At 66.4% G+C, this 14572-nt stretch carries 15 protein-coding genes; 11 read left to right on the forward strand and 4 right to left on the reverse strand.

Annotation, left to right across the window (positions count from 1 at the left end; translation table 11 throughout):
* The first annotated feature begins 5 nt into the window (after window positions 1–5).
* Together ASG77_RS02580 and ASG77_RS02585 are read left to right on the forward strand one after the other, a co-directional pair.
* A complete protein-coding gene (locus tag ASG77_RS02580; RefSeq protein ID WP_056340778.1) occupies window positions 6–1511 on the forward strand; it encodes an ABC transporter substrate-binding protein/permease in 1506 nt (501 codons plus the stop codon).
* A complete protein-coding gene (locus tag ASG77_RS02585) occupies window positions 1511–2242 on the forward strand; it encodes an amino acid ABC transporter ATP-binding protein (RefSeq protein ID WP_056340782.1) in 732 nt (243 codons plus the stop codon). The genes ASG77_RS02580 and ASG77_RS02585 overlap by 1 nt, the downstream gene beginning before the upstream one ends.
* Window positions 2243–2322: 80 nt before the next feature.
* Here ASG77_RS02585 and ASG77_RS02590 read toward each other — a convergent pair whose 3' ends face one another.
* Both ASG77_RS02590 and ASG77_RS02595 read right to left on the reverse strand, forming a co-directional pair.
* On the reverse strand, window positions 2323–2532 hold the full coding sequence (locus tag ASG77_RS02590; protein ID WP_056340787.1) for a hypothetical protein: 210 nt from the start codon (window positions 2530–2532) through the stop codon (window positions 2323–2325).
* A 59-nt stretch (window positions 2533–2591) separates the two neighbouring features.
* A complete protein-coding gene (locus tag ASG77_RS02595) occupies window positions 2592–2897 on the reverse strand; it encodes an aldo/keto reductase (RefSeq protein ID WP_056340789.1) in 306 nt (101 codons plus the stop codon).
* Window positions 2898–2974: 77 nt separating this feature from the next.
* Between ASG77_RS02595 and ASG77_RS02600 the strand changes: the two genes are divergently transcribed.
* Together ASG77_RS02600 and ASG77_RS02605 are read left to right on the forward strand one after the other, a co-directional pair.
* Complete coding sequence (locus ASG77_RS02600) at window positions 2975–3880, forward strand: helix-turn-helix transcriptional regulator (protein WP_056340791.1); 906 nt, start codon at window positions 2975–2977, stop codon at window positions 3878–3880.
* 131 nt (window positions 3881–4011) lie between these two features.
* On the forward strand, window positions 4012–4821 hold the full coding sequence (locus ASG77_RS02605) for a carbonic anhydrase (RefSeq protein ID WP_082575789.1): 810 nt from the start codon (window positions 4012–4014) through the stop codon (window positions 4819–4821).
* A 4-nt stretch (window positions 4822–4825) separates the two neighbouring features.
* On the opposite strand, the gene ASG77_RS02610 is transcribed toward ASG77_RS02605, so the two are convergent.
* Window positions 4826–5758 (reverse strand): threonine/serine dehydratase, encoded by a 933-nt coding sequence (locus ASG77_RS02610; RefSeq protein ID WP_056340795.1) that lies wholly within the window; start codon window positions 5756–5758, stop codon window positions 4826–4828.
* 296 nt (window positions 5759–6054) lie between these two features.
* Window positions 6055–6654: a hypothetical protein gene (locus ASG77_RS02615; protein WP_056340797.1), complete on the reverse strand. Its 600-nt coding sequence runs from the start codon at window positions 6652–6654 to the stop codon at window positions 6055–6057.
* Between the two features lie 386 nt (window positions 6655–7040).
* Here ASG77_RS02615 and ASG77_RS02620 point away from each other — a divergent pair, with 386 nt between their 5' ends.
* From ASG77_RS02620 to allB, 7 genes are all read left to right on the forward strand, one after another.
* Complete coding sequence (locus ASG77_RS02620; RefSeq protein ID WP_056340801.1) at window positions 7041–7682, forward strand: NADPH-dependent F420 reductase; 642 nt, start codon at window positions 7041–7043, stop codon at window positions 7680–7682.
* Between the two features lie 246 nt (window positions 7683–7928).
* On the forward strand, window positions 7929–8105 hold the full coding sequence (locus ASG77_RS02625; protein ID WP_056340807.1) for a CsbD family protein: 177 nt from the start codon (window positions 7929–7931) through the stop codon (window positions 8103–8105).
* A gap of 226 nt (window positions 8106–8331) precedes the next feature.
* Window positions 8332–9132, forward strand: coding sequence for a hydroxypyruvate isomerase family protein (locus ASG77_RS02630; RefSeq protein WP_056340808.1), 801 nt, complete (start codon window positions 8332–8334; stop codon window positions 9130–9132).
* A gap of 42 nt (window positions 9133–9174) precedes the next feature.
* Complete coding sequence (locus ASG77_RS02635; RefSeq protein ID WP_056340810.1) at window positions 9175–10053, forward strand: 2-hydroxy-3-oxopropionate reductase; 879 nt, start codon at window positions 9175–9177, stop codon at window positions 10051–10053.
* A gap of 156 nt (window positions 10054–10209) precedes the next feature.
* Window positions 10210–11988 (forward strand): glyoxylate carboligase, encoded by a 1779-nt coding sequence (gene gcl, locus ASG77_RS02640; protein WP_056340812.1) that lies wholly within the window; start codon window positions 10210–10212, stop codon window positions 11986–11988.
* A gap of 26 nt (window positions 11989–12014) precedes the next feature.
* Window positions 12015–13211, forward strand: coding sequence for a glycerate kinase (locus ASG77_RS02645; RefSeq protein WP_056340814.1), 1197 nt, complete (start codon window positions 12015–12017; stop codon window positions 13209–13211).
* The gene (gene allB / locus ASG77_RS02650; RefSeq protein ID WP_056340816.1) at window positions 13204–14565 is read left to right on the forward strand and encodes an allantoinase AllB; all 1362 of its coding nucleotides are present in this window, start codon (window positions 13204–13206) and stop codon (window positions 14563–14565) included. Before ASG77_RS02645 ends, allB begins: the two co-directional genes overlap by 8 nt.
* Window positions 14566–14572 lie beyond the last annotated feature (7 nt).

A 14572-nucleotide genomic window follows, 5' to 3' on the forward strand; every position in this document is an offset into this window, starting at 1 on the left:
CACACATGAAGAACCGATTCTCGCGATTCGGATGGGCTGCCACGACGGCCGCCCTCCTTGCCGCGTTGCTGGGGCTGGCCGCGCCGGCAGCCCAGGCCGAGACGACGCCGGCCACCCCGTCGGCCGGCAAGATGGCGGACCTGCGCTCCGGCAAGACCACCCTCAAGGTCGGCACCGACGCCTCCTTCCCGCCGTTCGAATTCACCGATGCCAACGGCACCAAGATCGGTTTCGACATCGACGTTGTGCGGGACCTCGCTGCCAAAGCGGGCATCAAGAACGTCGAGTTCGTGCAGATGCCGTTCGGCAACATCGTCCCGGCGCTGCAGGCAAACCAGATCGACGTCGGCGCTTCCGCCATCTACATCAGCCCCGAGCGGGCCAAGGTGGTGGACTTCTCCGAGATCTACTACCCCGGCGGCCTGGGCATGTTCGTTTCCACGTCCAACGACACCGTCAAGTCGCTGGCCGACCTCGCCGGCAAGAAGGTTGCCGTGCAGGTGGGCACCAAGTCCGTTGAGTGGCTGCGCCAGAACCAGCCCCAGGCCGAGCTGGTGCAGGTCCAGACCAACGACCAGATGTTCTCCTCCGTCAAGCTCGGCCAGGCCGACGCCGTGGTCACCGGGCAGCCCGGCGGCCGGTACTTCATCCACGAGCAGGGCGGCCTGAAACAGGTCGGCGACCGCCTGACGAACGAGAACTACGGGTTCGCGTTCCAGAAGACCGACTCGGACATCCGCGAGGCCTTCAACACGGCGCTGAAGGGCATGCAGGACTCGGGCGACTTCACCAAGGCCTCCACCAAGTGGTTCGGCGACGAAACCAGCACCGCCACCGGCCCCGCCAAGGAACGCAGCATCTTCAACGTCGCCTCGATCACCAATTCCTGGGGCCCGCTGATGCAGGGCCTGGGCACCACGCTGCAGATCATCGCCCTCTCGCTCGCCCTGAGCCTGCTGTTCGGCATGCTGGGCGGCTTCGCCAAGCTTTCGCACCTCCGGCCCATCCGCTGGATCGGCAAGGTGTACGTCTCCGTGGTCCGCGGCACGCCGTTCATCGTCCAGCTGTTCTTCATCTACTTCGGACTGCCGCAGCTGGGCATCCAGCTCTCGCCGATGGTGGCCGGCATCCTGGCCCTGGGCCTCTACAGCGGCTCGTACGTCACGGAAATCGTCCGCGGCGCCATCCAGTCCGTGGACAAGGGCCAGATGGAAGCCGCCCGGTCCTGCGGCATGAGTTCCGCGTCCGCGCTGCGCCACGTGATCATCCCGCAGGCCTTCCTGCGCATGCTCCCGCCGCTCGGCAACGAGTTTGTGTCCCTGACCAAGAACTCCGCTCTGGTGTCCTTCGTGACCATCAGCGAACTGTTCCTGGTGGGCCAGACCATCATTTCCCGCACCTTCGATGCACTGACCGTGTACGTCTTCATCGGCCTGGTGTACTACGTCCTCACCAACATCATCGGCCTGGCCGCAAACGCAATCGAGAAGAAGATGGCGGTTTACATCTAATGGCACTCCTGGAAACGAAAGAGATCACCAAGTCCTACGGTGACCACCACGTCCTCAAGGGCATCGATTTCACCATCGAGCCGGGCGAAGTTGTCGCCGTCATCGGTCCCAGCGGCGGCGGCAAGTCAACCTTCCTGCGCTGCCTGAACCTCCTCGAGACGCCCACCTCCGGCCATGTGGTGTTCGACGGCGAGGACCTCCTGGCGCCGAAGGTGGACCTGGACCGCCTGCGCTCCCGCATGGGCATGGTGTTCCAGCAGTTCAACCTGTTCCCCAACATGACGGCCCTGAAAAACGTCATGCTTCCGCAGATGGATGTGCTGAAGCTCAGCAAAAAAGACGCGGAAGCGCGGGCCATGGAACTGCTCGAAAAGGTCAACATGACCCACCGGGCGCACGTCTACCCGAACCGGCTCTCCGGCGGCCAGAAGCAGCGCATCGCCATCGCCCGCGCCGTGGCCATGAACCCCAAGGTGATGCTCTTCGACGAACCCACCAGCGCCCTGGACCCCGAAGTGGTCCACGATGTCCTGGACGTCATGGCCGGCCTCGCCGCCGACGGCATGACCATGGTGGTGGTCACACACGAAATGGGCTTTGCCCGCAAGGTGGCCGACCGCGTGGTGTTCATCGACGGCGGCACGATCGCCGCCGACCTGCCGCCGGAAGAGTTCTTCTCCGAAAGCAACACCAACCCGCGCATCAGGTCATTCCTGGAGAAGGTTCTGTAACGCCCCAGAGCATTCTCCGAACACTCCCAAATACCGAAGGGCGGTGGCACCGGGATTCCGGTGCCACCGCCCTTCGGCGGTCAGGGCTCAGTAGCCGTCCGCGGTTCAGGTTCAATGGCCCACGCGGCTTCGTGCAGGAAACTGGCCAGCCGCCGCTGGAAGCGGGCCAGTCTCCTGCGTGCGCGTCCGGCCTGTCGTGGTGCCACGACGGGGGCATCGGGCAAGGCGCTGCGGCTGTCGTTGTTTATGAGGTGGATGACTGCCCAAGCCATCATCAGCGAATTGTCCATGGTTCTCTTCTTGTTCGGTGGGGCTGGCTCTCGGTCTGCACTTCCCCGGTGCGGATTGGCTACATTTGGCTGTGCGCGGCGACGGCGGGATCCCCGCCGGTGCGGGCGCCGGACTCCAGGTCCGTGATTTCGGCTACCTCCGCCGGCGTTAGCAATACGGCGGCAGCACCCAGGTTTTCCCGCATGCGAGCGGCCTGGACCGATTTCGGGATGACGATGGTGCCCTGGCTGAGATGCCACGCGAGCACAATCTGGGCAGGTGTGGCACCGTACTTGGTGGTGGTGTTTGCTCGAACAGCCCTGCACGGGCGGGCTATGCATTCAACGCTAGGCACGCCGGCAGGCCGTGTCAGCAGGTAAGCCATTCCCTCCTTTTCCTAGGACTGGCAGTCCTACCTTCGTCACTGGAAAAGCGGGGACGCGGGCTTGGACAATGGAAGACATGGGTCAGAGCGCTGAGTTTGGAAAGTTCCTGAAGGCAATGCGGTCGCGGCTGACGCCGGCGCAGGCCGGGATAGCCGCGACCTCCGGTGGCAGGCGCGTCCCCGGGCTGCGACGCGAGGAAATCGCGCGCCTGGCGGACGTGAGCACCGACTACTACACGCGGCTCGAGCAGGGCCGGAACATCCACCCCTCCCGGGCGGTGATGGAATCAGTGGCGCGCGCCCTGCGCCTGGATCCCGGCGAGCAGGCGCACATGTTCGACCTTCTGGAAAACTGCGCGAAGTCCCAGCATTCACCCATTCCGGAACAGAGTGTTCGGCCGGCGCTCCGCCAACTCCTGGATGCCGTGGGCAACGTTCCCGCCCTGGTCCTGGGCCGGCGCACAGACGTTCTGGCCGGCAACCGCCTGGCGTTCCTTCTGCTTGCGGAATTCCCGGCCATGCCGGCAGCGGAGCGGAACCTCACCCGGTGGGTTTTCCTCGATCCGCGCTCCCACGATCTCTTCCGGGACTGGGAGACCGTGGCGGCCGAAGCCGTCGGGACCCTGCGCGCGGATATCGGCCGGCACCCCAACGACCCCTTGGCCAATCAACTCGTCGGCGAACTCGCAGTGCACAGCGAGCGCTTCCGCCAATGGTGGGCCGGACACCGGCTGGCCACAGGGTCCGCAGGCAGTGTTCGGCTGCACCATCCCGTCGTCGGGGACCTGGAACTGAACTTCGAAGACCTGACGCTTCCCGACGATTCAGATCAGGTCCTGCGGGTGTATTCGGCGAAGCCGGACTCGCCGTCGGCCGATTCCCTGACCCTGCTCGGCAGCTTCGGCGCCGAAGTGCCGGCCGCCGCGGCTGCCCCTCGGGCCACAGAAGACACGGACGCGTCCGGCGCCAGCAAGGCGCCCTGACTTCCGGAAGGACAGCGGGTCACATCCTGCGGCGGGCCTCTGTGACAAGACCTGCCACCGGCCCCCGTGGTAGTCGTCGTAGGTCCGCCCGGGCTCTCCGGTGCGGATCTACACGACCCGAAGGATGGAAGATGCGCAGCGCCACACTAATGACCAGGAAGTCTTTGATAGTTGGATCCGGCCTGGGGCTGCTGGCACTTGTCACCGGCTGCAGCAGGTCCGCCGCCGGGGCGGCAGCACCCTCGCCGTCCGCCTCCGCAGCACCCCACGCCTGGTCCTACGACGGCGCCGAGGGTCCCGAACACTGGGGCGCCTTGAGCTCCGACTTCGGCTCCTGCTCGTCGGGCACCGCCCAGTCCCCCATCGACGTCGGCGGCGGTTCGGGCCTTTCCCCTGCGCCGCTGGCCCTAGCCTATTCCGCCTCCGAAGGCGAGATCACCGACAATGGCCACACCACCGAGCTGCACGCCCTCACGGCCCAGGGCATCACGGTTGGCGGCAAGAAGTACGCCTTCAAGCAGCTGCACTTCCACGCCCCATCCGAGCACACGCTGGACGGCGTCCGGCACGAGGCCGAGTTCCATTTCGTCCACCAGGCCGACGACGGCGGGCTGGCCGTCGTCGGGATCCTCGCCACAGTGGGGGCTCCCAATGCGGCGTGGGCGCCGTTCACGGAAGGCGTGCCGGCCGCAGCCGATGGGCAGAAGGTGCCAGCTGGCGTCGTGGACTTCCCGGCGCTGTTCCCGGCGTCGCTGGACCACTTCGCGTACGACGGCAGCCTGACCACTCCGCCCTGCTCGGAAGGCGTGCGCTGGCTGCTCCTCAAGACCCCCGTTGAGCTGGGAGCCGGACAGCTTGCCACACTTCGCGCGGCGCACGCGGGCAACAGCCGGCCGGTCCAGCCGCTCAACGGGAGGGACGTCGTCGCGGCGGACCAGTAGAACCTCAGACCGTGGCGGGGTCCGTGTTGGCGCCGCAGAGGATCACGGCCACGCGTTCCCCGGCCGCCGGGACGTAGGCGCCGGAGTGCAGGGCGGCGAAGGCTGTGGCCGCGCCGTGCTCCACGATGATGCGGTAGTCCTCCCACAGCAGGGAGCGGGCGGCCACGATGTCCTCGTCGGAGACCAGCACGGCGCGGACACCGGTACGGACGGCTACGTCGAAGCCGATCCGGCCGATCTGCCGGGCGCCCAGCGAGTCGGCGGCGATCCCGGAAACGGCCACATCCACCGGGGTCCCGGCCGCGAGCGCGGCGTGCAGGGAGGGCGTGTTTTCGGACTCGACGCCCACTACAGTGGCCCGGCCCTCGACGGCGGCTGCCACACCGGCCATGAGCCCGCCGCCGCCCACAGCCACCACCACGGTGTCCACGTCGCCCAGCTGCTCCAGCAGCTCGGTTCCGATGGTGCCGGCACCGGCTGCGATCTCGGGCTGGTCATATGCATGGCAGTAGACCGCGCCCGTCTCGGCGGCGTAAGCCATCGCGGCGTCGTAGGCCTCGGAGTATTCGACGCCGCGCTGGATCACGTTAGCGCCGATGTCCCAGAGCTTCTTGACCTTCACGGCCGGGGCGGTCTCGGGCACGAACACCGTGGCCGGGACCCCCACTTCCGTGGCCGCGTAGGCGTTGGCGAGGCCGGCGTTGCCGCCGGAGGCCACCACAATGCCGACCTCGTCCTTGAGTTCGCCGCGCTCCCGGCAGGCCAGGACCCGGTTGAACGCGCCCCTAGCCTTGAACGTGCCGGTGTGCTGCATGAACTCGCACTTAAGCCACACTTCGCCGGGGAATGGGCCTCGGTCAGCCGCCAGTACGGGCGTAACGCGGATCCTTCCGGCAATCCGGGCAGCGGCTTCGTCGACGTCGGTGCGTGTGATCATGGGGAAATCCTCGTTCCGGGGTGGGGCTGGGTTCAACGTTCAGGCTATCGCCCCCGTGGTGTCGCCGTCGTTCCGTCCCAGCGGCTCGGCGCAAAGGCGTCCCAAAGAGAGAAATGGGCCGTTTGCGCGGGCCCGGGTTCGCGGCATGCCCGATTACCAGCCCTGCTGCCGGTCGTGTTCCACCGTGGGTCCTTGGTTGTTTCGGTCCCGGGTGGCCAGTCAGGTCTTTGCCGGCCGCGGAAAGATGTGGTTGAAAAGGTCCGTCCGGGCGTTTTCCCAGGGCCGCTTGAATTTTGTTAACCGATGAAGGTGACGAGGTCTTCGCAGAAGTCGCGTCCTGCCGTGTCCGCTTGCCCGTGACTGGCCGTCTCGCCGAGGTCCCTAATGAACTCGTCGTCGGAGGGGTCAGCAGGCGTGCCGCCGTGATCCATGAGGATCGCGAACCTGAATGTACCCGTGTCCATGAAGAGACGCGTACCGTCCGGGCCGTAGACCTTCTGGACGCCAGAGACGGCGATCTCGACGGTCAGGGTGCCATCGCCGTTGTCGGTGATTTTGTGGTCCCGTGCCTGGCCTGACTCCGTGATCGTGTAGGTCTGCTCGTTCAGGGTGTTTGTCCACACATCGGTTGAGCGGATCGGACCCCCTCCGTATGCGAGACCGTCGCCGTGATGAACGAAGAGGAACATCCCCTCGGCGTGCCTGTCGTGTCGCACCGGGAAGTCTACGATCCCGGCGCAGAATCCGGGGAATTCTTCCTGGGCAATGGCGCTGCTGGAATCCGTAAAGTGGTCGTGCTCGAGCGGCCGCGCCGCCAACGCAGGGGCAGCCGATGCGATCGAGATTCCGATCGCGGAGATCACCGCGCCCAAGGTGGCGAGTACCTTGTGCTTCATCTCATCCTCCTCGATTAGTGGCCCGCAGCAGCGAGCCAGAGATCATCTGTTCGTTGCTTGGGTGGGGATCGACGTAGAGCAGGCAACCATGGCCAGGGAATTCAGAAGCATCAAGCACAAGACAATGAGTTTGAGATTCGCCTGTGATGCCGCTCCGCCACTTTTCACAAGGGGCACCTCCACACCAAGAATGTGTCCGGAGCCCAGATCAGCGGAGTTTTCTGATGGGGGAAACGCTACTCTCAGGGCGCCGTTGGCACCAGAGTTCGACATGAGTGACACATTCCGGTCCGTCCTCGATTCAGGTTCATGCTGTCTAGCCTTAACCGGCCGTCGCAGCGCCTATCGCCCGAAATATCCCTGCGGGCGCCGGTGTTGCCCCGGATATGACAACCATCGGAATCATCGGAGCAGGACACATTGGCAGCGAGGTTGCCCGCAAAGCGGTGGAACTCGGCTACGACGTGGTGATCAGCAATTCCCGCGGCCCCGAAACGCTGGCCGCACTCGTGGCAGAACTGGGACCCCGTGCCCGGGCCGCGACGCCGGCCGAAGCGGCAGCGGCGGGCGATTTCGCCGTCGTGACCATTCCTTTCAGGAGCCTCGGCAGCATCCCCGTGGAGCCGCTCGCGGGGAAGATCGTGATCGATACCGGCAACTACTACTGGAAGCGCGATGGCCATGTTCCGGCCCTCGACTCCGGCGAAACCACGTCCTCCGCTCTGGTGCAGGAACACCTGCCCACGTCCAAGGTGGCGAAGGGCTTCAACCACATCCGGTACAGCGAGGTCACCACGGACGGCACGCCTCCCGGCACCCCGAACCGCCGCGCCCTGGCCACCGCGAGCGACTACGCCGAGGCCAGCGAGCTCGTGACGAGGCTGTATGACGAGTTCGGCTTCGACACGGTGGACCTCGGCCCGCTCTCGGAGAGCTGGCGCGCGGAACCGGGCCGTCCGGCGAATGTGGTGCGGCAGAACGCCGCTGAACTCAGCGAGACCCTGGCCAAGGCGCCGCGGACCGTCTGACGTTTGGCGGGCGGTGCTGGCCTGCGGTAATTAATCCATTCGGCCGTCCGGGAGAGTGCACCGGCGTCGGCGTCGCGGAAGGCCCGGACTCAGCCGCGGGGCCGGTACCAGAACTACCTCGATCCCCTGTATTCCCGCAGATCTTTTAGGCTGCCCACAGGTCCGTGGGGGCCATTCCTTTCTACAATTTAAGTGGCGGCATAGGCGGCAATCAGCCGAACCGGCCGCACCACAAGGAGGACCGCAATGGGTTTGGGTGACAGGATCCACAACGCCGCGGAGAGGCTTCACGGCAAGGGAAAGAAGGCCGCCGGTGAGGTCAGCGGAAACGACCGCATGAGGGCAGAAGGCAAGGCCCGCGCAGTCCGGGCCGACCTCAAGCAAGCCGGCGAAAAGATCAGGCACGCCTTCAAGCGGCACTGAATACGATCAATCGAACGGGCGGCCCTGCCAGGAGCCGCCCGTTCTTTATGCCCGGTCGGGAAGAGTTTGCTGTCCCCACCCCCTCCCAACCCACACACCCCCTTGACTCCCGCCCCCACCTTCCCTAGACTTTTCATAAAGCAGAATCTAAATTCCACAAAGCGGAAACTTGAGAGAGCCAAGCAAGCCGGAAGATAGATCAAAGCCCTCCTCGGAAGGACCTACGATGACGTACACAGTGAACTGCTCCATCCTCTTGACGGAGCTTCCCCTGCTCGAGCGCCCCGCCGCCGCGAAGGCTGCCGGCTTTGACGCCGTTGAGTTCTGGTGGCCCTTCGACACCTCCGTCCCCACGGACGCCCAGGTCACCGGGTTTGAGAACGCCATCAAGGATGCCGGCGTCCAGCTCACGGGCCTGAACTTCAACGCCGGCAACATGCCCGGCGGCGACCGCGGCCTGGTCTCCTGGCCCGCACGTTCCACCGAATTCCTGGACAACATCGACGTCGTTGCCGGCATCGGTGAGCGCCTCGGCTGCAAGGCGTTCAATGCCCTCTACGGCAACCGCGTCGACGGCGAATCGGCCGAAAAGCAGGACGCCATCGGCGCCGAAAATCTCGCCGCGGCCGCTGCCGGTGTCGCAGGCATCGGCGGCACCGTCCTCCTCGAACCCGTCAGCGGCGCACCCAGGTACCCGCTCCTCACGGCAGCGGACGCCCTTAAGGTGATCGCCCGCGTCAATGCGGAATCCGGCGCAGAGAACGTCAAGCTCCTCGCGGACTTCTACCACCTGGCAGTCAACGGGGACGACGTCGCAGCCGTCATCGAAAACCACGCCAAGGACTTCGGCCACATCCAGATCGCCGACAACCCCGGCCGCGGGGCTCCCGGAACCGGCGAGCTTCCCCTCGGCGAATGGATCGCCCGCAGCCGCGAACTCGGCTACGACGGCTACATCGGCCTCGAATACAAGGAACCGGCGGAAACCGCGTTCAGCTGGGCCATCCGCCAGCGGGCCAGCCGCTAACCACCCCCAGCACCACCACAGACTTTCAGTAAAGGAACCACAATGAGCAACGTTGCAGTCATCGGACTCGGAATCATGGGCCTCCCCATGGCCATCAACCTCGTCAAGGCCGGCCACACCGTCACCGGCTTCAACCGCAGCCAGGACAAGATCGACAAGCTCGTCTCCGAAGGCGGCAAGGGTGCCACGAGCATCGCCGACGCCGTCAAGGACGCCGACGTCGTCATCACCATGGTGCCGGACTCCCCCGACGTCGAGGGCGTAGTCAGCGGCCCGGAGGGCGTCTTCGCCAACGCGAAGAAGGGCACCATCTGGATCGACGCATCCAGCATCCGCCCGGACGTCGCCAAGCGCCTATCCGCAGAGGCAACCGCAGCCGGCATCCGCCCCCTCGACGCCCCGGTCTCCGGCGGCGAACAGGGCGCCATCAACGCCGTTCTCTCCATCATGGTGGGCGGCGAGGCAGCCGACTTCGAGGCAGCACAGCCGGTCCTCACCGCCGTCGGCAAGACCATCGTCCACGTTGGCCCCGCCGGCTCCGGCCAGACCGTCAAGGCAGCCAACCAGCTGATCGTGGCCGTCAACATCCAGGTCCTCGGCGAAGCGATCGCCTTCCTTGAGGCCTACGGCGTGGATACCGACGCAGCCCTCAAGGTCCTCGGCGGCGGCCTGGCCGGCTCCAAGGTCCTCGACCAGAAGGGCCAGAAGATGCTGGACCGCAACTTCGACCCCGGCTTCCGTCTGGCCCTCCACCACAAGGACCTCGGCATCGTCACCTCGGCAGCCCGCGAAGCCAACGTCGCCGTCCCCCTCGGCGCCGTCGTCGCACAGCTCGTCGCCGCAACCGTCAACCAGGGCGACGGCGGCCTCGACCACTCCGGCCTCTTCAAGCAGGTCCTGCAGCTCAGCGGCCGCAAGTAGGAGCAGCCCCCGAAACGGGGCACTTCGACACGGACACGCCGGCCGCCGTCGTAATTTACGACGACGACTCCCCCAAAGCGCCCCGCGACAGTTCGCCGGGCCTCCCCTCAGCACACCCAAAAACAGGCTTCACCACAGACTTTCAAGGAGTACACAATGACTAAGATGCGCACCGTTGACGCTGCCGTCGCGATCCTGGTAAAGGAAGGCGCCATCGAGGCGTTCGGCCTGCCAGGAGCGGCAATCAACCCGTTCTACTCGGCGATGCGGAAGAACGGCGGGGTCCGGCACACGCTGGCCCGCCACGTAGAAGGCGCCAGCCACATGGCGGACGGCTACTCCCGGGCCAAGGATGGCAACATCGGCATCTGTATCGGCACCTCGGGCCCTGCCGGCACGGACATGATCACCGGCCTGTACGCGGCCTGGGCGGATTCCATCCCGATGCTCTGCATCACCGGACAGGCCCCCGTGGCCAAGCTGCACAAGGAAGACTTCCAGGCCGTGGACATCCAGACCATCGCCGCTCCGGTCACCAAGATGTCCATGACCATCATGGAGCCGGGCCAGGTTCCGGGCGCCTTCCAGAAGGCCTTCCAGCTGATGCGCTCCGGCCGTCCGGGCCCGGTCCTGCTGGACCTGCCGTTCGACGTGCAGATGGCCGAGATCGAATTCGACATCGACGCCTACGAGCCCATCGTTGTCCAGAAGCCCACGGCCAGCCGCAAGCAGCTGGAAAAGGCGCTGGACATGCTGACCGCAGCCGAGCGCCCGCTGATCGTGGCCGGCGGCGGCATCATCAACGCCGGCGCCTCCGCGCAGCTGGTGGAACTGGCCGAACTGCTGAACGTTCCGGTCATCCCCACCCTGATGGGCTGGGGCACCATCCCGGACGACCACGTCCTGATGGCCGGCATGGTGGGCCTGCAGACCAGCCACCGCTACGGCAACGAGACCATGCTGGCCTCCGACTTCGTGATTGGCATCGGCAACCGCTGGGCCAACCGCCACACCGGCGGCCTGGACACCTACACGGCCGGCCGCAAGTTCGTGCACATCGACATCGAGCCCACCCAGATCGGCCGCGTGTTCTCGCCGGACCTGGGCATCGCGTCCGACGCCGGTGCGGCGCTGGACGGGCTGATTGAGCTGGCACGCGAGCGCCAGGCAGCGAAGTCCCTGCCGGACTACGCCGGCTGGGTTGCCGAGTGCACCGCACGCAAGGGCTCCCTGCAGCGCAAGACGCACTTCGAGAACGTGCCGATCAAGCCGCAGCGTGTGTACGAGGAAATGAACAAGGCGTTCGGTAAGGACACCACGTACGTGTCCACGATCGGCCTGTCGCAGATCGCCGGCGCGCAGATGCTGCACGTGTTCGGCCCGCGCAAATGGATCAACGCCGGCCAGGCGGGCCCCCTGGGCTGGACCGCCCCGGCCGCCCTGGGCGTGGTCCGCGGCAAGCCGGACGAGACCGTGGTTGCCCTGTCCGGTGACTACGACTTCCAGTTCATGATCGAAGAGCTGGCCGTGGGCGCGCAGTTCAACCTGCCGTACATCCACGTCGTGGTGAACAACTCGTACCTGGGCCTGATCCGCCAGTCGCAGCGCGGCTTCGAGATGGAACAGAACGTTTCCCTGGCGTTCGAGAACATCAACTCCCCGGAAACAAACGGCTACGGCGTGGACCACGTCAAGGTGGCCGAGGGCCTGGGCTGCAAGGCCATCCGGGTGGAAAACCCGGCAGACCTGCCGGCCGCGTTCGACAAGGCCAAGGCCCTGATGGGCGAGTTCAAGGTTCCCGTGGTGGTTGAAGTGATCCTGGAAAAGATCACCAACATCTCCATGGGTGTTGAAATCAACGCCGTCAACGAGTTCGAGGACCTGGCCGAGACCCGCGAGGACGCCCCCACTGCCATCCTCTCCTCGCTGGCCTAACGTAAACAATGGAAGGAGGTACCGGAATGCGTGTGGTCATCGCCCCGGACAAGTTCAAGGGCTCGCTGTCCGCCCCCGACGTCGCCAGGCGCCTGAGCGCGGGACTGCAGTCAGCTGTGCCGGGCCTTGAGGCCACACTCATTCCGGTGGCCGACGGCGGCGAGGGCACCCTCGACGCCGCCGTCGGCTCCGGCTTCACCCGCCGGACCGCCACCGTCACCGGCCCCACCGGCCAGCCGGTCCGGGCCGACTTCGCGGTCCGCGGCCGGGAGGCCGTGATCGAAATGGCCGCAGCTTCCGGGCTCGCGCTGCTGCCCGCCGTCATCCACGGCGGCGGCCCGGACTCCGGAACGGCCACCACCGCCACCAGCCTCGGCACCGGCGAACTCATCCGGGCCGCCCTGGACCTTGGCTGCCGGAAGTTCATCCTGGGTGTGGGCGGCAGCGCCAACACCGACGGCGGCGCCGGGGTCCTGCAGGGCCTCGGGGCAGCGCTCCTGGACGCCGAGGGCAACGAGCTCCCCGGCGGCGGGGCCGCGCTGGCCCGCCTGGACCGGATCGATTTCTCCGGCCTGGACGTCCGGCTGGAGGACGCCCGCTTCACCCTGGCGTCCGACGTCGACAATCCCCTGCTGGGGCCCAGCGGCGCCGCCGCGATCTTCGGACCGCAGAAAGGCGCGACGCCGAGTGACGTCGTCGCCCTCGACGCCGCCCTGACCAATTTCGTCTCGGTCCTCGCCGGCGAGATCGGCATCCGCGCCGAGAGGGCCGCCGTCGCACCCGGCGCAGGAGCAGCCGGCGGAGTCGGCTACATTGCCATCGCGGCGCTGGCCGCGGCACGCAGGCCGGGCATCGACGTCGTCCTCGAATTCACTGAACTGGAGCAGCGGCTGGCCGGCGCTGACCTGGTGATCACCGGCGAAGGAAGCCTGGACGAGCAGAGCCTGCTCGGCAAAACGCCCATGGGTGTGGCCCGTGCCGCGGAACGTGCAGGCGTCCCTGTCATCGCCGTGTGCGGCCGGAGTACCCTGAGCGCAGAACAACTCGCGGACGCTGGTTTCCAGCAGGTCCACGCGTTGACCGACCTCGAACCAAACGTAGAAAAATGCATTGCTGAAGCAGGACCGCTGCTCGAAAAACTGGGGAAGAGCATCGGCGCCCACCTTGCGGGGCTCCCGGCCAGCACCAAGGCGACAGAAAACAAGGAGAACGTCCATGTCTGAAGAAACCACCCCGGCGGCCGGCTCGTTTGACCTGGTCATCCGCGGCCAGCGCATCCTCACCACCGCCGGCATCACCGCCCGCGAAGTCGGCATCCGCGGTGGCGTGATCGTCGCCATCGAACCGTTCGGCAACGGCCTCACCGGCACACAGGTCATTGACCTGGCCGACGACGAGACGCTCATCCCCGGCCTCGTGGACACGCACGTCCACGTCAACGAGCCCGGCCGCACCGAGTGGGAGGGCTTCGCCTCCGCCACGCGTGCCGCGGCCGCCGGCGGCGTCACCACCATCATCGACATGCCGCTGAACTCCATCCCGCCCACCACCACGGTGGAAGGCCTCAAGCTCAAGCGCGAGGTTGCCGAGGATCAGGCGTTTGTGGACGTCGGATTCTGGGGCGGCGCCGTGCCGGGCAACAAGAAGGACCTCCGCGGCCTGCATGACGAGGGCGTCTTCGGCTTCAAGTGCTTCCTGCTGCACTCCGGCGTGGACGAGTTCCCGCACCTCGAAGCGGACGAGATGGAGGAGGACATGGCCGAACTCAAGTCCTTCGACTCCYTCATGATCGTCCACGCCGAGGACTCCCACGCGATCGACCGCGCCCCGCACCCCGGCGGCGACCACTACGAAACGTTCCTGGCCTCCCGCCCGCGCGGCGCCGAGAACAAGGCCATCGCCGAGGTCATCGAACGGGCCCGCTGGACCGGCGCCCGCGCCCACATCCTGCACCTCTCGTCCTCCGACGCGCTGCCCATGATCGCCAGTGCAAAGCGCGACGGCGTCCACCTCACCGTGGAGACGTGCCCGCACTACCTCACCCTGATGGCCGAGGAAATCCCCGACGGCGCCACCGCGTACAAGTGCTGCCCGCCGATCCGTGAGGCCTCCAACCGCGAACTGCTCTGGAAGGGCCTGCAGGACGGCACCATCGACTGCATCGTCTCGGACCACTCCCCGTCCACCCTGGACCTGAAGGACCTGGAAAACGGCGACTTCGCCGTGGCCTGGGGCGGCGTCTCCTCACTGCAGCTGGGACTCTCCCTGATCTGGACCGAAGCCCGGCACCGCGGCATCACCCTGGAGCAGGTGGTGTCCTGGATGGCTGAGAAGCCCGCCGCCTTGGCCCGCCTGCACAACAAGGGCCAGCTGGCCCTGGGCTACGATGCGGACTTCTCCATCTTCGCGCCGGACGACGCCTTCGTCGTCGACGTCACCAAGCTCAAGCACAAGAACCCCATCACGCCCTACGACGGCAAGGCGCTCTCCGGCGTCGTCCGCAAAACGTTCCTTCGCGGCAACGAGATTGACGGCCGCACGCCCAGCGGCAAGCTGATCCGCCGCGGCGGCGTCTGAGGCGCAG

Source organism: Arthrobacter sp. Soil762 (genome assembly GCF_001428335.1).
GTDB lineage: Bacteria > Actinomycetota > Actinomycetes > Actinomycetales > Micrococcaceae > Arthrobacter.